Consider the following 18,155-nt stretch of genomic DNA (forward strand, 5'->3'; position numbering starts at 1 on the left):
TCTTCATGAAGGTCTTGGCACGCATGCCCATGCCTGCCCGCATGGGTGTGAGCATCGCTCGCGTATCCCAGATCGAACACGGTGAGGTCGCCACTCTCGATGTCATCGCACGTTATGTGGAGGCGCTCGGCGGCAGGTTGGACCTGGTTGCCGACTTCGGTGATCACACGCTGCGGATGCCGGCAAGTGGTGATCTGGGCAGCGCGGCGGCGTAGCCCACCCAAAGGCTTCGGAGTCGTCCCAGCAGTGCCCCGCTCGCCTCAAACAAGCACTCGTGCCCACCGCATGCCCAATCTTCGATTGTGTGGCGGAGCGAAAGGCGCTGGAGGGCTGGTGGCGCAACAGAAGCCCCAGGTCGCTGACCTGGGAAGATCCCCCTTGCCGCCCTGGCTCGTGCTGAAGCTGAGCCACTCGAAGATGCGTGTCGACTGGTGACCGGCGGGCGGGTGCGGCAATGCGTCACGCCCGCCCGGCGATCACAACGGCCACGCAGTACTCCCGTCCTGCCCGCGCAGACCATCACCGCCGTGCGGACCGACCAGTTCCGCACGGCGCTGGGGCCCACCCATTGCGGACCGACCAGTTCCGCACGGCGCTGGGGCCCACCCATTGCGGACCGACCAGTTCCGCACGGCGCCGGGGCCCACCCATCGCCTGGCCGGCCCGATGGTCTTCGTCTCCCACCGGCGGCGCCCCGGGCCGCCGGAGGACCCGGAGGCCGGCGGAGGCACCACCCCTCTCCCCGCCGGCCCTTCACCACACGGCTTCCACCACCGGACCTCACGATCGAAAGAGGACCGCTCATGTCCGAGACCTCGCTGTCCAGCGGCATCGGCGCCACCGACACACCGGCCCAGAGCCACTCGGCCGATGCCCGAAGCAACCGCACTTCCCTGCTCGCCGGCGTGCTGCTCGCCCTGTTCCTGGCCGCCGCTGACTCCACCGTGGTGGGCTCGCTGCTGCCCACCATGGCGAATCAGCTGGGCCAGGCCGACCTGTACCCCTGGCTGATCTCCGCGTTCCTGCTCACCAGCGTGCTGGTCACGCCGCTGGCGGGGTTCGCCGCCGACCGTTACGGCGGCCGCACCACGATGCTTGCCGCGCTTCTCGCCTTCGCCGTCACCTCCGCGGCGGTGGCTGCGGCCACCACGATGCCGCTGCTCATCGCCGCCCGCGCGGCGCAGGGCATCGGGGCGGGCGCGGTGGCCGCGCTGACCTACGTCGTCATCGGCCAGGCGTTCGGCCCCGACGAGCGCGCCCGCATGCAGGCGATGCTCTCCGCCGTATGGGGCCTCGCCGCGGTGGCCGGGCCCGCACTCGGCACGGCCGCCGAGGCCACCGTCGGCTGGCGCCGGGTCTTCCTGATCAACCTGCCCCTCGCCGCGCTCGCCGCGTTCCTGGTACGGCGTGTGCCGCCGGCACAGGCCCAGAGCTCCCGCACCATCAGCCCCTGGGCCCTGCTGTCGTTCGCCCTCGCCCTGGGTGGCGCGCTCTGCTCCTCGAAGCCCCCGCCCTGGACTTCCCCGCCTTCGTGGATGTGCACCAGGCCCGTGGTGGCGACGAAACCGGTGCCGAGACCCGCCAGTGCCTCGCCGATGACGACGAGGACGAGCGATTCGCTGCCGCCGAGTACGAGGACGAACGGACCGGCCGTCAGCAACAGACCGCCGATCAGTGCCGTGCCGCGGGCTCCGAAGCGCTTGAGCAGGCCGGCACAGACCGCCGATCCCACCACCCAGCCCAGCGCACCGGCCATGACGAAGAGACCGCTCGCCGTGTCGCCGACCGTGCCGTGGGAGGCCAGCGCGAGCGGGAGGAGGGTGACGGGGGCATAGAGGACCGCGGCCGCGCCGATGGTGAGCAGGGCAGCGATGCGCTGTTCGCCACTGGTCGCGAAGGCGACCGGGACCACGGCCGCTTGCGGCTTGCGCCGCACCTGGACGACGTGGCCGACGATGCCGACTGCGGTGACCACCGCCAGGGCGGTGACGACAGAACACGTCCCCGGCCCAGTGGATCGGCGCCTACACGGCCGGCGTCACCCTGTGCCGCAACATCGGCGCGGCCCTCGGCATCAACCTCATCGCCACCGTGCAGCTGATCGCCGCGGACCAGCGCACGGGAACGCAAACGGCCAGTGGCTCCTACCAGGCCGCGTTCGTCACCCTGGCGGTCATCGGCCTGCTCACGCTCACCGGCGCGTTCCGGTTGCCGAAGCGGGGCTGAGCGATGGTCACGGCGCTCCTGACGTTTGCGCTGTACACGGGTGCCAGTGCCCTCGTGCACTGGTACCTGTGGCGGCGGCTGATCCACGACACCGCCCTCGGCGCACGCACCGTCCGGCACGGTGCCCGAGTCCTGGCCGTCCTGGCCGTGCTGCCGCCGCTCGCCATGGTCACCACCAGAGACCTGCCGCAGCACGTCGGCCGCTGGATCGCCTGGCCGGGCTTACGTGTGGCTCGCATTGATGATGTACGTGACGATCACGCTTCTCCTCGCCGAACCACTTCGGCTCCTGGCCGCGCGTGGCGGCAAGCCTCGGTCAAGAGCCGGCAGTGCACGCGCGCGATCGTGCCACCCAGCACACGCGAAGATGCCGTCCTACAGTGGGAGCTGAAGCAGGGTGGGGTTCGGCTGGTCCGGACTCCTTGGCCGGTTCCTCGCGTGTGCGGCCGGCCCGGCGAAGGCCCCGGTCTCCAACCGGCCGTCGGGCGACGCGGACGTCGTCGAATCCGACGTCGTCGAATCCGATGTCCGCGCGGACAGGACCTCGATCTTCCGGTCCTGAAGGGTCACGGGCGAACAGAAGGAGAATTCCACAGTTCATTCACGCGACGATTAAATATTCAGCTCAGAGTCTCCATCATTTCGCATCAATAGGCGATGCCGGACGGGTGACGTTGGCACGGTAGGTTGTCCGTCATGAGTTCGATCTCCGAACACGGGCAGCCCGCTCGGCGTCTCGCGGGCAAAGTCGTCGTCGTCACCGGAGCGGCCCGCGGGCAAGGGGCGGCCGAGGCTCGGGCGCTGGCCCGAGCCGGTGCCACCGTGGTGGCCACCGACGCGCGTCCCGAAGGCGAAGGATGCCGACGGCTCGACATCAGCAGTGAGAGCGACTGGGACGAACTGGCCGCCGAACTGAAGGATAGGTACGGCCAGGTCCACGGGCTGGTCAATAACGCGGGGATCATCGAGAGGAAGCGGCTCGAAGACGTACGCCCCGAGGACATGGCACATGTGCAGGCGGTGAACACCACCGGCCCACTGCTGGGTATCCAGCGCCTGTCCCCGCTCATGCCACCCGGCTCGTCCATCGTGAACATCGGGTCGGCCACCGCGCTCACCGGCTATTACCCCGTCGCCTACACCGCGAGTAAATGGGCCCTGCGTGCCGTATCGAAAATCGCGGCCACGGAACTGGGGCCGAAAGGGATCCGGGTCAACACGGTGCTCCCCGGTTACATCGAGACCGAGATGACGGCCCAGGCCACGAAGGCTTTTCGTGACGCGACCATCGGAGAGACACCGCTGGGCAGGAGCGGGACGGTCGATGACATCGCCCCGCTCGTGGTGTTCTTGCTGTCCGACGAGTCGTCGTTCATCAGCGGTGCGGAGATTCCGGTGGACGGGGGACTCACTGCGCACGGCGGCGTCAAGTCCATCTCGGACGCCCTGAAGCACTGAGCGATCTGACGCCCTGACAGCAGCCAGGCGCCGTTGAACTGCAAGGATGCGACTTTCCAGACGTAAGGCAGTTGTCGCCTCGGCGCAGGAGACAACTGGCGCAATCCGGCCGCCGGCGCGGTCAACTTCGTTGTCACTGCGCAGGACGGCGACGGGCAACCGCATCAGGGCATTCCAAGGCGAGCAGCAGCCTGAGCCGGCGTGCCCGGATCGTTCGTGGCTCTCGACTCGCTCGACCGGCGCGTTGCCGACGAGACTCCGGTTGCGTGCTCATGCCTCTACGGCCTGCTGCCACCGCCCGGTGCCTCGGTCGTGCGGCTCGGACCGGGGTCTTGGGAAGGCGGCTGACCCGCGCCGGGAGCCGGGCCGCTTCCCGGTGAGACAACCTTGCCCTCGATGACCTCGGGTGTGGTGGCTTCCTCGGTCTTGGCCTCTTCGTTCTTCATGGCGCGGGCCTCCGCCTTGAGGATGCGGGCCGACTTGCCGGCGGAGCGGGCCAGTTCGGGGAGCTTCTTGGCGCCGAACACGAGTATGACGACGATGAGGATGATGGCGAGTTCGCTCAGTCCGAACATGGGGACACTGTCCTTCTCTCGGTTGGTGATCAGCCGCGGGTGGTCGGAGCACGGCCGTGGAAGCCGTGCCTACAGGTGGGGCGTGATCGACGGCAGCAGGTCCTGGAAGGTGCGGCCGGTCGCGGGTTCGCCGATGGCCTTCATCTGCCAGCCGCCGCCGTTGCGGTGGACCTTCGCCATGATCTGGGCGGTGTGGTTCCCGCCGCCGGTGAGGGTGTAGCGGGCCAGCTCGGCTCCGCTCGTCTCGTCGACCAGTCGGCAGAACGCGTTCTGCACCTCGGCGAAGGTCTGTCCGGTGAAGGAGTTGACGGTGAAGACGATCTGGTCGATGTGGGCGGGTACGCGCGCCAGGTCGACGAGGATGGCCTCGTCGTCACCTCCCGCGCCGGCACCACCGGTGAGGTTGTCGCCCGTGTGCCGTACGGAACCGTCGTCGCTGACCAGGTGGCGGAAGAAGACGACGTCCACGGGCCGGCCCTCGGCGATGAGCAGAGCCGAGGCGTCCAGGTCGATGTCGCCCCCGCCGCCGGTGAGCTTGGCGAGGAAGCCCTTGCGGGGCACGGCCTGCCACCCGAGGCCCATGCGGACGGCGGTGAGGGTGTTGCCGTCGGCCTTGTTCAGGCTGATCTGTTGACCTTTGCTGAGGTTGATCGACATGCGGGGGGGTTCTCGCTCTCGGGTCGTACGGGATTCATGGCGTTGCAGGATTCGCCCGCTTGATGCTCAGGGCGTGCGTGCGGCTGCAAACCGGTGGGCGGGGAACCGCCGTTGGAGTCGGCGGTGAAGTTGGCCGGTGGATGTGTCGCGGGCGTTGCGGGCTGGAGGTGCGGCTCCTCGCCCAGGTATCCGCGCAGGTGGGGCAGCATGCCGCGGGTCAGCAGGGCCTGGTGCCAGTTCAGCCGCGCCTGTTCGAGTCGAGCGGGGTGCGGGGAGCCGCCGCGCCGACGTATCGCCGTGGTCATGAGCGCGGCGATGGCCATGTACGCGCTTACGGCGGCGACGAGCGCCAGGGTCCATCCGGCGGTGACGAGCGAGTCCGGCAAAGGTCCCTGTACGTCGGCCAGTTGGAGTGCGTAGCCGAGGACGAGCAGGACCGCGGAGGACGAGGCGGCCACGGGCGGCGTGAGCACGGCCACGGCGGGCAAGAGGCTGCCGTCGGCGGGGCGGCGCTCCGCATCCCCCTGTGCGGACGCGTGCAGGGCGAGGAACGAGCGGTACTCGCTCTGCGCCGTGGCCACGATTTCGTCGGCGTCCCCGAGGGCCCGGACGCGCAGGCGTGCGGCGGTCCGGCCGGTCGGGTCGGAGCGCAGGGTGTTCCGGATGTCCGGGGTGTTCAGTGCCAGGTGCAGTACGGCCTCGAAGTCCGGCCGGTCCTCGGGGCGAAGGCGGAACGGGGTGGCCACACGGTCTCCGGACGGTAGGGGTGCTTCGGCAGGGGCTTGGAGGAGGACCAGCCTGGCCGCCTTTTCAGGAGCGGACCCGGCCGGGAGGGTCCCCGGTCAGACGTTGACGCCGAAGTCGGCGGCGATCCCGGCCAGTCCGGACGCGTAACCCTGGCCCACGGCACGGAACTTCCACTCCGCGCCGTGCCGGTACAACTCGCCGAAGACCATCGCCGTCTCGGTCGAGGCGTCCTCGGAGAGGTCGTAGCGCGCGATCTCGGCGCCGCCGGCCTGGTTGACGATGCGGATGAAGGCGTTGCGGACCTGGCCGAAGCTTTGGCCGCGGTTCTCGGCGTCGTGGATGGAGACCGGGAAGACGATCTTGTCCACCTCGGCGGGGACGGCCGCGAGGTTCACCTTGATGGCCTCGTCGTCGCCCTCGCCCTCACCGGTGAGGTTGTCGCCGGTGTGCTCGACCGAGCCGTCCGGGCTGGTGAGGTTGTTGTAGAAGACGAAGTGGCCGTCGGACAGGACCTTGCCGGAGGCGTCGAGCAGCAGCGCGGAGGCGTCGAGGTCGTAGTCGGTGCCGGTCGTGGTGCGCACGTCCCAGCCCAGGCCGACCACGACGGCGGTCAGGCCCGGCGCCTCCTTGCTGAGCGAGACGTTGCCGCCCTTGGACAGGGAAACTCCCACTGCGTACTCCTTCTTGATACGTCGGGTGAAGCCCGGAGAGGCCGATCTGAAATCTACAACACTGTAGAAGAAGTGGGGCTGTTGGTTTCGGGTCAGTCGCGGGAGTGGCCGAAGAGGATGCGGTAGCCGATCAGCAGGACCAGTGCTCCCGCGACGGCCGAGCCCCATGTGGCGGCGTCGAAGAACTCTCGCTCCACCGGTCGGTCGAGGAGCTGCGACGACAGCCAGCCGCCGATGAAGGCGCCCGCGATGCCGATGGCCGTCGTGCCGATGCAACCACCCGGATCACGGCCGGGCAGGATGGCCTTGGCGATCGCTCCCGCGAGAAGCCCCAGCACCAGCCATGCGATGACCCCCATGTCTCCCACTCTCCTTGTGCTGCCATTGCCGTCGGTGTGGCATGGAGTTACCTGTCCGGGCGGCTATTCTTCTACACTTTTGTAGATCCTGGGTGGCGGTGCACAGTGAGGTGGTCGGGCGTCGGGTGTCTATACGATGTCCGGTCGGGAAACGGGCGGCGGCGGAAGGGAGACAGGGCGTGACGGATCACCGGGAGCGTCCCCGGCGGCGGGGGCAGGGCGAGCTGGAGGCGCAGGTCCTGTCGGCGCTGCGGGAGGCGGAGGGGCCGGCGACGGTCGGCTGGGTGCTGGACCGGCTCGGCGGTGACCTCGCCTATACGACGGTGATCACGATCCTGACGCGGCTACTGGCCAAGGGCGCGGTGACGAGGGAGCGGTCGGGCCGGTCCTTTACCTGGACGCCCGCCTCGGACCAGGCGGGCCTCGCCGCGCACAAGATGCGCAGGGTGCTGGACGCGGAGAGTGACCGGGAGGCGGTGCTGGCCAGCTTCGTCACCGGCCTCGGCCCGGACGACGAGCGGTTGTTGCGCGAACTGCTGGGTCGGAGCCGGAACGAAGGGGAAGATTGACGCCTCATGGGGGTCTTCGTCTTTCTGCCGCTGGTCCTGCCGCTCACGGCATGGCCGATAGCGCGCCTGGCCGAGCAGCATCTGCATCCGCGCGCCGCGACCCGGCTGCTGACCTGGGTGGCCGCGGTGATGGCGTTGTGCAGCACGGTGTGCCTGGGGCTGGTGATGGTGGTCGGCACCGCCCAGTTGCCCGGCAACCCCCTGCCTGACGGCTGGTCCGACCCCGAGGTGCGCGAGGCGGTGCCGTACGACGAGGTGGCCGGGAAGGCCGCCATCCCCGCGCTGTTCGCCGTGCTGGTGGCCTGCGGCCAGACGCTGTGGCGGCATGGCAGCGTGCGCCGCAGGGCTCACCGGGCGCTTGGCGGGCTGCCGGGCACCGAGGTGGTCGTGCTGCCCGATGACGCCCCTTACGCGTACGCGTTGCCCGGCGGGCGTCGGGGCCGTGTGGTGGTGACCACCGCGCTGCTGTCCTGCCTCGAACCGGCCGAGCGCCGGGCCCTGTTCGCCCATGAGCGCGCCCACCTGGCCGCACGACACCATCGGTTTCTGCTCGCCGTCCAACTTGCGGCGCGCGCCAACCCGTTCCTCAGGCCGCTGCGAACGGCAGTGTCGTACGCGGCGGAGCGGTGGGCGGACGAGGAGGCGGCTCAGACGGTGGGCAGCCGCCGGACGGTGGCGCGCGCGATCGGCAAGGCAGCCCTGGTCTCCCGTGGGACCCCGGTGCCGACGCTGGCGGGGTTCGCCGCGCCGGGACCGGTGCCGCGCCGGGTGACGGCCCTCCTCGGCCCGGCTCCCGCCGTACGCAACTGGCCCTCGGTGTTCACCACCGTGGGTCTGGCCGCGTGGGGCGCTGCCGCAGGTACGGCCGTCTCCGCGATGTCGTCCGCGAACTCCGCGGTGACCATGTTCTTCATCCTGTACGCCGCCACACCTCTTTGAGCGGGCATCGGCGTCGGTCAGGCGCTGTCCAGCAGTACGGCGAGTCCGGCGGCGAGGCCCAGGAAGGCCAGGGTCGCGAGCAGGCAGACGATCAGTGTCAGCCAGCCGGTCAGGATGCTCACCAGGGCGAGGCCACGCCCTTCGCCGTACAGCCGACGGCCCTGGAACCGGCCTGCGTGCCCGGCGGGGATGGCGATCAGCGCGCACAGTGCGGCCAGCCCGACGAAGACGGCTGGGTTGATCCAGGCGATGCCGGTGGCGAAGTTCCCGAGGAATGCGACGCCGCCACTCGCGAAGAACGCGCTGACTTTGGCCGCCCGGTTCCGGCCGGCCCACGACCGCGCCGGTTCCCCGGCTGCCGATCGCACACCGTCGGCGCTGCTCACGTCGTTCCTCCTCGGCTCTGCGCTCCCAGACACGCCTGGAGACGCTTTCCGGGGCGATCTTGGTTCCGGTGATCCGGCGCGGCTGACTCGGAAGGGGCGCGTCCATGCGTGGACCCCGCCCCGTCGTCGGCACGGGCAACGCCGACCGCGGCCGAGCGAACGTGTCGCAAGGCGCTCCGTGTGCGGGGCGGCCCGGCGCGCATGGTCGGGTCCCCAGTTCTCACGACGGGGCGGTGTGCCAGGCCGTGACCTGCCGGTTCGACCCGGCACCTGCGCCCCGCACGTCGGTCAGAGGTCGAACTCGTGCGGCGGCAGGTCGAGGGTGAAGCACGCCTCGCGTACGACGGCCTGCTCGGTCTTGTCGAAGTCGCCGTCGGCGCCGCCGATGACGATGCCGATCTGGATCACCGCGCGGGCCTCGGCGGGCTTCTTCTTCGCCTTGGCGATCTCCTGCAGCACACTCACCTTGCCGAAGTCGAAGTCCGCGGTCAGCTTGTTCAGGTTTTCCTCGAAACGCCGCTGCAGATCCATGGCGTCGAAGTTCTGCAGAACTTCGTTGGTGGCGATGAGCTGGGCCACGCGCCTCCGCTCGGACGGGTCGATCGTGCCGTCGGCGGCAGCGACCAGGGCGCACATCGCCATGCTGGCGTCCCGGAAGGCGCCGCTCTTGAGGTCGTTCTTCTTCGCCATGAGCTGCGTCTGCAGCGTCGACGTGGACTCTTTGATGCGGTCCCACAGGGCCATGAGAACTCCATACGGTCGGTCGAGAGCCCGGGCCGCCTCGGTGGCGACCCGGCACCCTTCTGTTTCTACAGTAATGTAGAAACTAATGGCCGACCGGATGAGTTCCAGTTGTTTGCGTGAGGTTCGACGGGAGGTTCACCGGGAAGGCCGGACGCTGTCCCGTCGGCCGGGTTCTCGCCGATGTCCTGACTGGAGAGCTCGCCCCGGACCGTCAGCCCTCCTCTTCCTCTTCCTCGTCCTCGCCCTCGAAGAAGTCGCCGACCTCGTCGACCACTTCGGCCGCGACCATCCCGCCGACGACTCCGACCGCGAGTCCGGCCGCGCCGGCGGCGACGACCGTGCCCATACCGGGGCCCGAACGGTGGCCGTCATGGTGGTGGTGATCGTCATGGCCGTGATGGCCGCCGTGGCCGTGCGCGTACGGGTCGCCGTGCCCGTGGGCGGAGTGCGAGCCGTACGAGGCCCGGTGCTCCACCAACTGCCGGATCCAGCCGTCGACGATCGTGTTCCAGTCCTGGTACTCGATGCCCTCGTGGGAGACGGTGAACCGGGTCAGCGCGTCGTGGCCGGAGGAGAACAGACCGCCGCGCTTGTCCGCCTCCAGGACGACCTCCATGCCGCCCGGGTTGGCCAGGAACGTCAGCTCGATCTCGTTGACCTGCTGCGCGTACCGCGGTGCCGGGGTCAGCTCGATCTCCTGGTAGAAGGGCAGCTGCTGGCCGGTGCCGCCGATGCGACCGTACTCCAGGTCCGCGGACTTGAAGCCGAAGCCGAGCTGGCCGAGCGCTTCGAGGATCGCCTCCTGCACGGGCAGCGGGGCGATGGTCAGCTGATCCAGGTCACCCTTGTCCTTCGCGCCCGACACCGCCAGTTCGGTGCGGACGCCGAGGACGATGCCCAGGCCCTGCCCGTACAGCTCGGTGATCGGTGCCTCCCACGGCAGCATCACGCTGAACGGAACGCTGCGAAGCTCGCCCTCGGCGAGCCGGAAGCCGCCGCCGACGGTGAACCGGTCGAAGGTGACGACACCCTCGCTCTCGCCCTCCTCGTGCTCGGCTTCGACCCGCGCCACCAGCTCCAGCGTGATGTGGTCGATGTCGAAGTCGGCGTCACCGCCCTTGAGATGGACCTGTCCGGTCAGCGGGCCGCCGGGCCGGGCCGCGCCCGGGTCGAGGACCGTGTCCACCGTGGGTCCGCCCACACCGAGCGATCCGAGCAGTCGTTTGAACACCATCGTGGCGTCCACTCCTTATACGTGCGTGTGTTCCTTGGGGGTGGCGCCGCCGGGCCAGGGGCTTCGCGGCGCCACGGCGGTTCGCGGGCCGGTTACTCGGCCGCGTCGAGAGCGGCGAGCGCCTGTGCCCAGCGGACGTACTTCAGGTCGGCCAGGTCGGCTGTGGTCTTGACCCCGAACGCCTCCTGAAGCAGTTCGCCGTCGCGGTCCGAGACGCCTTTCAGCGCCCCGACCGGGGCCGCCAGGATCTCGGGCAAGGACTTGTCCGCCCACGACTTGTCCAGCACCTCGTCCAGGCTGATCGAAGCCATGTGTGTCGTCTCCAAAGTGCGCGAGGCCCGGCCCGTACGCAGACCTTCTACAGACGAGTAGAAGCATAGGGTCGCCAGGGGCGGGGAAAGGCGCGGTCCGCGTGGGCGCGGCGGGAAAGGCCGAAAACGGATACTTGTGCTGGCCGGAGAGCTGTGCTCGGTCATCGGCGTGAGGCGCTGGCCGGGCGTGCCGCCTGGGCCGACCGAAAGCCGTAGACCCTGGCCGGGTGAGCTTCTTTGCGGCTCCTTTACAGTGGGTGTAGAAGCATGTGACCTTGCTTCCGAACACTGCTGTCCTACGCTTTTCGAGAAGGAGCGACAGTCCCGCGATGGGTGAGCCTCCCAGTACCAGCCGTGCCACGCCCCGTCCGCTGTCTGCGTGTGAGGGTCGGGAGGTGGCACGGTGACCGAGGTCCTGCTGCTTCTGCTGGCCCTCCTCCTCACCCTGGCCTGCGCGCTGTTCGTCGCGGCCGAGTTCTCGCTGACCACCGTCGAGCGCGGTGAACTGGAGCGCGCCGCCGAGGCAGACGAGCGCGGCGCCCCCGGCGCGCTGAAGGCCGTACGGTCGCTCACGCTCCAGCTGTCCGGGGCCCAACTCGGCATCACCGTCACCTCGCTGGTGATCGGCATGCTCGCCGAGCCGTCGCTCGCCGCGCTGTTGAAGGGCCCGCTGGAGGCGGCCGGGCTCGGGGGCGCGGCCTCGTCCGTGGCGACCGTGCTGGGTGTGGCCGTCTCGACGGTCGTGCTGATGGTGGTCGGTGAGCTGGTGCCGAAGAACTGGGCGATCTCCCGTCCGCTGGCCGTCGCGAAGGTGGTGGCGGGTCCGCAGCGCGGTTTCACGGCGGCGTTCGGGCCGTTCATCCGCCATCTGAACAACACGGCGAACCGTTTCGTGCGCCGCTTCGGCCTGGAGCCCACCGAGGAGCTGGCCTCCGCCCGTACGGCCGACGAACTGGTCGCGCTCGCCCGGCACTCGGCCGCCGAGGGAACCCTGGAGGCGGACTCCGCCGAGCTGTTCGTCCGCACCCTGCACCTGAGCGAACTGACCGCCGAGAACGTGATGACCCCGCGCGTCGACGTCCAAGCCCTCGAAGCGCACGCCACGGCCGCCGACGCGGCCAACCTCACCCACGCCACCGGCCTGTCCCGCTTCCCCGTCTACCGCGACACCCTCGACGAGGTCATCGGCACCGTCCACATCCGTGACGTCCTCGCCCTGGACCCCGAGAAGCGTCGGCTCACCCAGGTCACCGCGCTGGCCACCGACCCTCTGCTGGTTCCCGACAGTCTGGCCGCCGACCAGTTGCTGGAGCGGCTGCGCGCCGCCCGCACCATGGCCGTCGTCATCGACGAGTACGGCGGCACGGCGGGCGTGGCCACGGTCGAGGACATCGTCGAGGAGGTCGTCGGCGAGGTCCGTGACGAGCACGACCCCGTCGAGGCCCCCGACCTGCTGCCCGCCCCGCGCACCGAGGACGGGCGCGCGGTGTGGGAGGCGGACGGCGGTGTACGCCTCGACGAGCTCGCCCGGATAGGACTGACCGCGCCGGACGGGCCGTACGAGACGGTCGCCGGCCTGATCGCGACCCGTCTTGCCCGTATCCCGGCCCAGGGCGACAGTGTCGTCCTCGACGGCTGGCAGCTGGACGTCGTCGACGTGGACCACCACCGCGCCGACCGCGTCCGCATCACCGAACCGGCACCCATCCTGCGTGAGCTGGCGGAGGACGCCCGATGACCGTGCTGCAACTCGCCATCGGCGCCCTGACCCTGCTGACCAACGCGTTCTTCGTCGGCGCCGAGTTCGCCCTGATCTCGGTACGCCGCAGCCAGATCGAACCCCGCGCCCAGGAGGGCGACACCCGGGCCCGTATGACGCTGTGGGGGCTGCAACACCTCTCCGCGATGATGGCCACCGCCCAGCTCGGCATCACCGTCTCCTCGCTGGTGCTCGGGGCGGTCGCCGAACCCGCCATCGCGCACCTGCTGGAACCCGCCTTCGAGGCGGCCCACATCCCGCACGGACTCGTGCACCCGATCGCGTTCGTGATCGCGCTGACGCTCGCGACCTACGCGCACATGCTGATCGGCGAGATGGTCCCGAAGAACATCGCGCTCGCCGCCCCCGTGCCGACCGCACTGCTGCTGGGCCCGCCGCTGGTCGCACTTACCCGTACGCTGCGCCCGGTGGTGTTCGGCATCAACGCCTTCGCCAACACCCTGCTGAAGCTGCTGCGTGTCGAACCGAAGGACGAGGTCGAGTCCGTCTTCACCGACGACCAGCTGGCCCGCATGGTCCTCGACTCCAGTGAGGCCGGGCTGCTCTCCCCGGCCGACGGGGAGCGGCTGCGGGACGCGCTGGAGTTGGGCACCCGCCCGGTCGGCGAGATCCTCGTCCCGGCACAGCGCATGCACACCGTCGACCACACCATCACCCCCGCCCGGCTGGAGCGCAAGGCCGCCGAGGCGGGCTACTCCCGCTTCCCCGTCACGGGCCCCGAGGGAGCCCTCCTCGGCTATCTGCACATCAAGGACACCCTCGGCGTCACCGACCGCGACCTGCCCTTCCCTGGCACCGCCCTGCACCCGGTCACCCGGGTGCGCATCGACACCCCGCTGGACGACACCCTCACCGCCCTGCGAGCCGACGGCAGCCATCTGGCCGCCGTGCTCGGCGGGAGCGGCAAGGTGATCGGCTTCGTGACGATGGAGGACGTCCTGTCCGAACTCGTCGGACCGGCGGCTCCGGCTTCCGCGTGAGCAGGACGCGAGTGGAAGGGGACCGCGCCAATGCAGGTCAGGAGCGTGCGCGCCGGGTGGTACCACCCCAGGTCGGGGACAGGGTTTCGCCCGGAAACGTTGTCCGGATACACACCGAGATGAGGAGTACATACGTGTCCGCCAGATCGACGGACCCCTCGGGGCACAGTCCCCGACCACCCCGCCAGGTACTTCCTGAGCACGGCACGCGGCGGGGTGCCCCCTCGCGATCGACGCGCCGATGAGTGCCGTGGAAGCGTGGCTGGGCGTGCTGGCCGTGTTCGTGCTGACCGCCGGCACCGGCTACTTCGTCGCCCAGGAGTTCGCGTACGTCTCCGCCGACCGGCTCGCGCTCGCCCGTGAGGCGGAGGCGGGGGACAAGAAGGCCGCTCGCGCCCTGAAGGTGCTGGAGCGGCTGTCGTTCATGCTGTCGGGAGCCCAGCTCGGCATCACCGTCACCGGCCTGGTCGTCGGTTTCATCGCAGAGCCGTCGGTGTCGGCGCTGCTGAAGCCGGCCCTCTCCGGCATCGGCATCCCCGACGGCGCCGTCTCCGGCATTTCGGTCGTGCTCGCCTTCGTGCTGGCCACGGTCGTGCAGATGGTGCTGGGCGAGCTGGCGCCGAAGAACCTCGCCATCGCTGTCCCGGAGCGGCTGGCCAAGGCGCTGGCCGCCTCCACGCTGGCGTACCTGAAGGTCGTCGGCCCGGTGGTGCACGTCTTCGACGGCGCGGCGAACAAACTGCTGCGCAGGGTCGGCATCGAACCGGTCGAGGAACTCCACCACGGCGCCACCCTGGAGGAACTCGGCCATCTGATCGGCGAGTCCCATGAACAGGGCCATCTGCCGCGCCAGACGGCCGACCTGCTCGACCACGCCCTGGAGTTCTCCGACCGGACGCTGCACGAGGTGATGGTGCCGCGCGCCGACACGTTCTTCGTCCGCAAGGACGCCACCGCCGCCGAGGCGATCGACCTCATCGCCAAGCACGGCCACTCCAACTACCCCGTCCTCGGCGACCACCCCGACGACATCGCGGGCGTCCTCGGCGTCCGGGAACTGATGGCGCTGCCCGCCGACCGGTTCACGGAGACGAGGGCCGGAGCGGTGGCCCGCCGACCGCTGCTGCTGCCCGACACGCTGCCACTGCCGGACGCCGTGGAGCAGATGCGGGACCAGGACGACGAGTTCGCCGTGGTCCTGGACGAGCACGGCGGCGTGGCAGGCATCGTCACCTACGAGGACATCGCCGAGGAACTGGTCGGTGACATCGCCGACGAGCTGGACACCGTCACCGAAATCGCCGTCATGGACGGCGAGGCGTGGCTGGTGAACGCCGGGCGCCGCCTGGACGAGGTCGCCGAGGCGACCGGCGTCGAACTGCCCGAGGAGGAGGACTACGACACCGTGGCCGGCCTGATCGTCGACCGGCTGGGCCGCTTCCCCGCCATCGGTGACCGGCTCACCGTGGAACTCCCCGACGGAGGCTGTGTACGCATCGACGTACGCACCCTCGACCGGCACGTACCGGAGCGGGTGCGCATCGAGCGACTGGTGGCCGAGAAGACGGAGGAACCGGCATGAGTTTCCCCATGGCACTCTTCGTCACCGTCCTGCTGCTGATCGGCAGCGGCTTCTTCGTGGCGGCCGAGTTCGCGCTGGTCGCCGCCAAACGGCACCGCATGGAGAAGGCGGCGGCCGAGGGCCGGCGGGGCGCGGGGGCGGCCCTCGCGGGCATGCGCGAGCTGTCGCTGATGCTGGCGGGGGCCCAGCTCGGCATCACGGTCTGCACCCTGGGCCTGGGCTCGGTCTCCAAGCCGGCGATTTCCCACGAACTCGACTTCCTGCTGCACGACCTGGGTCTGCCGAGCGCGCTGAGCTACGGCGTCGCGTTCGCCGTCGCGATGATCGTGGTCGTGTTCCTCCACATGGTGGTGGGCGAGATGGCCCCCAAGTCGTGGGCCATCGCCCACCCGGAGCGCTCCGCGATGCTGCTGTCCCCGCCCTTCCGGGGCGTGGTGGCGGCCGTGCGCCCGCTGATCTGGGTACTGAACAAGATCAGCAACGCCCTGGTACGGCTGTGCCGGGTCACTCCGCGCGACGAGCTGACATCCGTCCACAACCGCGAGCAGCTGACTCACCTCGTCGAGGAGTCCGAGCGGCTGGGCCTGATCAGCAAGGACGACTCCGAACTGATCACCAACACCCTCACTGAGCCCCAGAACCCGGTGGGTGACCGCCAGATCCCGGTCGCCGAGATCACCTCGGTACCGGCCGACGCCGACCTCGACACCATCCTCGCCACCGCGGCCGAACACGACCGGAGCCGACTGCTGGTCCGCGACGGCCCGCTGGTCGTCGGCTCGGTCCACGCGCGCGACGCGCTGATCGCCCGCGGACGCGGCCGTACCGCCACCGCACGGGAACTCGCCCGTCCGGTGCCGGAGCTGGCCGCGGAGGACACCGTCGGCCACGCCATCGAGCAGCTCCGCCAGCGCCGTGCCTCCCTCGCGGTCGTGTGCGACGACAACGGACGGCTCACCGGCATGGTCACGCTGGACGACCTGCTGGCCCGACTTCTGCACCCGCAGGAGGCGTGAGCCCGCAGGCGTGAGGCGACGGCGCCTTGTCCGTCCCCACCAGGCAACCGCCGAAGGGACGGACAAGGGCGCCCGGCAGAGCGGCGAGTCACACTGAGCGTTCAACGGACCTGCGTCGGAACGGAGTTCACGCAGCGGCCACCGCTCGGGAACCCCGACTCACTAAGATCCACTTCCGGCAGAAGGCCGTACGACCTGCTGGTGAGGGAGCCACGGACCCCGATGATGATGGACGCCCGATGGCACACGACGGGATCACACGCTTAACCGCCGTCCGTCGGCTCGTGGCCTGCCGCTGCCGCGCGGTGACCGAGGCCCGCTGGTTCGCCGTCGGTGCCTTCGCTCTCGTCGTCGCCAACGCGGTCGTCCTGGGCGTGGAGACCTACACCGGCGTCGTCCACCGGTGGCATGACGAGCTGAAGCTGGTCGAGTGCGGCTTTCTGGCCGCCTTCACGGTCGAGATACTCCTGCGGGTCGGCGCCCACGCCGACCGCCATGTTCGATGGCCTGGGCCGTCTCGGTGGAGCGGGGGAGCATGGTCTTCTCGTAGACGCGGATGGCGTCGTCGACAGTGGCTGCGTTCGCGAGGGCGAGGGCGAGTTCGCTGGCGTCAAGCATGGCGAGGTTGACGCCGGTGCCGAGCGGGGGCATGAGGTGGGCGGCGTCGCCGAGCAGGGTCACCGTCGGGTTGTGGTCCCAGGTGTGCGGGACAGGGAGCACGAAGATCGGGCGGTGGATGTAGAGGCCGTCGTTTTCGCTGATCATCTGGCGCATGCAGGGCGACCAGTGCGCGTACTCGTCGCGCAGCACGGCGCGGATGCCATCGGTGTCCTCGGCGGTCAGCCCCTTGGCGCTGATCCCGTCGACTGGAAGGCGTTGGATGATGTAGACGCGGATCTGGTTTCCGCTGTTGCGCTGGGCGAACAGGCTGCGTTCGCCATCGGCTGCGTGGGCGCTGCCCGAGCCGACCAGCTCGGCGATCTCGGGGTGTCGGTCGTCGACGTCCACTGAGCGGACCGGTTTACCCCTGTCCATCGGCATCTCCGGCGCGAACCTCCACGACAGCCAGGCACTCCAGCCACTGGTCCGCGGCATCCCGCCGATCCGCTCCCGCCGCGGCCCGCGCAGGCGACGACCCGCCAAGCTCCACGCGGACAAGGGCTACGACTGCGACCACCTGCGTCGCTGGCTACGCAAGCGAGGCATCCGGCACCGCATCGCCCGCAAGGGCATCGAGTCCTCCACCCGGCTTGGCCGGCACCGCTGGACGATCGAGCGCACGATGTCCTGGCTGGGCGGCTGCCGCCGTTTGCACCGCCGCTACGAACACAAGGCCGAACACTTCCTGGCCTTCACAGCCATCGCCTGCAGCCTCATCTGCTATCGCAGACTCACCAAATGAGACGACGTCTTAAGGAAGTCGTGCAGCTTGGGAGTAGGGTCGGCCACGCGGCGAGGTACCAGCTGCGAGCTGATCCTTTTCCGCGTGGCCTCCCTCCGAACCGGACGTGCGAGCTTCGCGGACCGGCAGATTCCGCCCCGCCGCCACACCATCAGGCGACAGCAGAACCACTCAAAGACTCACGAACCGCCCACTAAGAGGGCGTTTGATCTAGCCGAGTTGCCGCTTATGTCCTAGTGAGTTCCTCGCCGGGTTGGTGTGGTCTCGTCCGTTATGCGCTTGGCGAGGTTGTCGATCGATGCGATGTGGATCATGGCTTCGGAGCTGACGGAGAGGGTCTCGTAGCCACGGGCAAGGCGCCGGTGCATCATGATCCAGCCGATACTCCGCTCCACCACCCAGCGCCTTTTCAGGACGTGGAATCCGCGAGTTCCGGGGTTCTTATCGACGACTTCGACATCGACCCCGAGCTTCGCGCCGTGTTCGACGAACGGTCGGTACCGAGGTTCACCGAGTGAC

The 18,155-nt window shown here is 69.6% G+C and carries 20 protein-coding genes and 4 pseudogenes; 12 read left to right on the forward strand and 12 right to left on the reverse strand.

Annotated elements, in window-relative coordinates:
• Positions 1-35: 35 nt before the first annotated feature.
• From CES90_RS45405 to CES90_RS45420, 5 genes and pseudogenes are all read left to right on the forward strand, one after another.
• Positions 36-215 (forward strand): annotated as a pseudogene (locus CES90_RS45405) (helix-turn-helix domain-containing protein); the annotation flags it as partial.
• A gap of 588 nt (positions 216-803) precedes the next feature.
• Positions 804-1,835 carry an MFS transporter gene (locus CES90_RS45410; RefSeq protein ID WP_189788596.1) on the forward strand — a complete coding sequence of 344 codons (1,032 nt, stop codon included), beginning with the start codon at positions 804-806 and terminating at the stop codon, positions 1,833-1,835.
• A 256-nt stretch (positions 1,836-2,091) separates the two neighbouring features.
• Positions 2,092-2,226, forward strand: a complete 135-nt coding sequence (locus tag CES90_RS51505; protein WP_268257090.1) for a hypothetical protein — start codon at positions 2,092-2,094, stop codon at positions 2,224-2,226.
• A 397-nt stretch (positions 2,227-2,623) separates the two neighbouring features.
• Positions 2,624-2,788: a hypothetical protein gene (locus CES90_RS45415; RefSeq protein WP_189788595.1), complete on the forward strand. Its 165-nt coding sequence runs from the start codon at positions 2,624-2,626 to the stop codon at positions 2,786-2,788.
• A 134-nt stretch (positions 2,789-2,922) separates the two neighbouring features.
• Positions 2,923-3,684: an SDR family NAD(P)-dependent oxidoreductase gene (locus CES90_RS45420; RefSeq protein WP_189788594.1), complete on the forward strand. Its 762-nt coding sequence runs from the start codon at positions 2,923-2,925 to the stop codon at positions 3,682-3,684.
• Between the two features lie 278 nt (positions 3,685-3,962).
• Here the strand turns inward: CES90_RS45420 and tatA are convergent, their stop codons facing one another.
• The 5 genes from tatA to CES90_RS45445 all read right to left on the reverse strand — a co-directional run bounded on the left by tatA (position 3,963) and on the right by CES90_RS45445 (position 6,693).
• Positions 3,963-4,259: a Sec-independent protein translocase subunit TatA gene (gene tatA, locus CES90_RS45425; RefSeq protein ID WP_189788593.1), complete on the reverse strand. Its 297-nt coding sequence runs from the start codon at positions 4,257-4,259 to the stop codon at positions 3,963-3,965.
• A gap of 69 nt (positions 4,260-4,328) precedes the next feature.
• Positions 4,329-4,916, reverse strand: a complete 588-nt coding sequence (locus tag CES90_RS45430) for a TerD family protein (protein ID WP_189788592.1) — start codon at positions 4,914-4,916, stop codon at positions 4,329-4,331.
• The gene (locus tag CES90_RS45435) at positions 4,877-5,662 is read right to left on the reverse strand and encodes a hypothetical protein (RefSeq protein WP_189788591.1); all 786 of its coding nucleotides are present in this window, start codon (positions 5,660-5,662) and stop codon (positions 4,877-4,879) included. Before CES90_RS45435 ends, CES90_RS45430 begins: the two co-directional genes overlap by 40 nt.
• Positions 5,663-5,758: 96 nt before the next feature.
• A complete protein-coding gene (locus CES90_RS45440) occupies positions 5,759-6,334 on the reverse strand; it encodes a TerD family protein (RefSeq protein ID WP_189788590.1) in 576 nt (191 codons plus the stop codon).
• A 92-nt stretch (positions 6,335-6,426) separates the two neighbouring features.
• The gene (locus tag CES90_RS45445; RefSeq protein ID WP_189788589.1) at positions 6,427-6,693 is read right to left on the reverse strand and encodes a GlsB/YeaQ/YmgE family stress response membrane protein; all 267 of its coding nucleotides are present in this window, start codon (positions 6,691-6,693) and stop codon (positions 6,427-6,429) included.
• 179 nt (positions 6,694-6,872) lie between these two features.
• On the opposite strand from CES90_RS45445, the gene CES90_RS45450 reads away from it, so the two are divergent.
• Together CES90_RS45450 and CES90_RS45455 are read left to right on the forward strand one after the other, a co-directional pair.
• Positions 6,873-7,262 (forward strand): BlaI/MecI/CopY family transcriptional regulator, encoded by a 390-nt coding sequence (locus tag CES90_RS45450; RefSeq protein WP_189788588.1) that lies wholly within the window; start codon positions 6,873-6,875, stop codon positions 7,260-7,262.
• Positions 7,263-7,268: 6 nt separating this feature from the next.
• Positions 7,269-8,201 (forward strand): M56 family metallopeptidase, encoded by a 933-nt coding sequence (locus CES90_RS45455; RefSeq protein ID WP_189788587.1) that lies wholly within the window; start codon positions 7,269-7,271, stop codon positions 8,199-8,201.
• 17 nt (positions 8,202-8,218) lie between these two features.
• Here the strand turns inward: CES90_RS45455 and CES90_RS45460 are convergent, their stop codons facing one another.
• The 4 genes from CES90_RS45460 to CES90_RS45475 all read right to left on the reverse strand — a co-directional run bounded on the left by CES90_RS45460 (position 8,219) and on the right by CES90_RS45475 (position 10,876).
• The gene (locus tag CES90_RS45460; RefSeq protein WP_189788586.1) at positions 8,219-8,587 is read right to left on the reverse strand and encodes a DUF4190 domain-containing protein; all 369 of its coding nucleotides are present in this window, start codon (positions 8,585-8,587) and stop codon (positions 8,219-8,221) included.
• Between the two features lie 288 nt (positions 8,588-8,875).
• Positions 8,876-9,331, reverse strand: a complete 456-nt coding sequence (locus CES90_RS45465) for a tellurite resistance TerB family protein (protein WP_189788585.1) — start codon at positions 9,329-9,331, stop codon at positions 8,876-8,878.
• Positions 9,332-9,542: 211 nt separating this feature from the next.
• Positions 9,543-10,565: a sporulation protein gene (locus CES90_RS45470; RefSeq protein ID WP_189788584.1), complete on the reverse strand. Its 1,023-nt coding sequence runs from the start codon at positions 10,563-10,565 to the stop codon at positions 9,543-9,545.
• Positions 10,566-10,657: 92 nt separating this feature from the next.
• Positions 10,658-10,876, reverse strand: coding sequence for a hypothetical protein (locus CES90_RS45475; RefSeq protein ID WP_189788583.1), 219 nt, complete (start codon positions 10,874-10,876; stop codon positions 10,658-10,660).
• Positions 10,877-11,279: 403 nt separating this feature from the next.
• On the opposite strand from CES90_RS45475, the gene CES90_RS45480 reads away from it, so the two are divergent.
• From CES90_RS45480 to CES90_RS45495, 4 genes are all read left to right on the forward strand, one after another.
• Positions 11,280-12,614, forward strand: coding sequence for a hemolysin family protein (locus tag CES90_RS45480; protein ID WP_189788582.1), 1,335 nt, complete (start codon positions 11,280-11,282; stop codon positions 12,612-12,614).
• Complete coding sequence (locus tag CES90_RS45485; protein WP_189788581.1) at positions 12,611-13,636, forward strand: hemolysin family protein; 1,026 nt, start codon at positions 12,611-12,613, stop codon at positions 13,634-13,636. The genes CES90_RS45480 and CES90_RS45485 overlap by 4 nt, the downstream gene beginning before the upstream one ends.
• A gap of 241 nt (positions 13,637-13,877) precedes the next feature.
• Positions 13,878-15,218 carry a hemolysin family protein gene (locus CES90_RS45490; RefSeq protein WP_189788580.1) on the forward strand — a complete coding sequence of 447 codons (1,341 nt, stop codon included), beginning with the start codon at positions 13,878-13,880 and terminating at the stop codon, positions 15,216-15,218.
• Positions 15,215-16,234 carry a hemolysin family protein gene (locus CES90_RS45495; RefSeq protein ID WP_189788579.1) on the forward strand — a complete coding sequence of 340 codons (1,020 nt, stop codon included), beginning with the start codon at positions 15,215-15,217 and terminating at the stop codon, positions 16,232-16,234. Before CES90_RS45490 ends, CES90_RS45495 begins: the two co-directional genes overlap by 4 nt.
• A gap of 263 nt (positions 16,235-16,497) precedes the next feature.
• On the opposite strand, the gene CES90_RS45500 is transcribed toward CES90_RS45495, so the two are convergent.
• Positions 16,498-16,731, reverse strand: a complete 234-nt coding sequence (locus CES90_RS45500; protein WP_189788578.1) for a hypothetical protein — start codon at positions 16,729-16,731, stop codon at positions 16,498-16,500.
• Positions 16,685-17,239 (reverse strand): annotated as a pseudogene (locus CES90_RS45505) (FAD-dependent oxidoreductase); the annotation flags it as partial. The pseudogene CES90_RS45505 and the gene CES90_RS45500, both read right to left, overlap by 47 nt.
• Before the next feature lie 7 nt (positions 17,240-17,246).
• On the opposite strand from CES90_RS45505, the pseudogene CES90_RS45510 reads away from it, so the two are divergent.
• Positions 17,247-17,636: pseudogene (locus tag CES90_RS45510) on the forward strand (IS5 family transposase); the annotation flags it as partial.
• A gap of 233 nt (positions 17,637-17,869) precedes the next feature.
• Here CES90_RS45510 and CES90_RS45515 read toward each other — a convergent pair.
• Positions 17,870-18,124: pseudogene (locus tag CES90_RS45515) on the reverse strand (transposase); the annotation flags it as partial.
• Positions 18,125-18,155: the final 31 nt, after the last annotated feature.

This window comes from Streptomyces capitiformicae, assembly GCF_002214185.1.
In the GTDB taxonomy this organism is placed as follows: Bacteria; Actinomycetota; Actinomycetes; order Streptomycetales; family Streptomycetaceae; genus Streptomyces; species Streptomyces capitiformicae.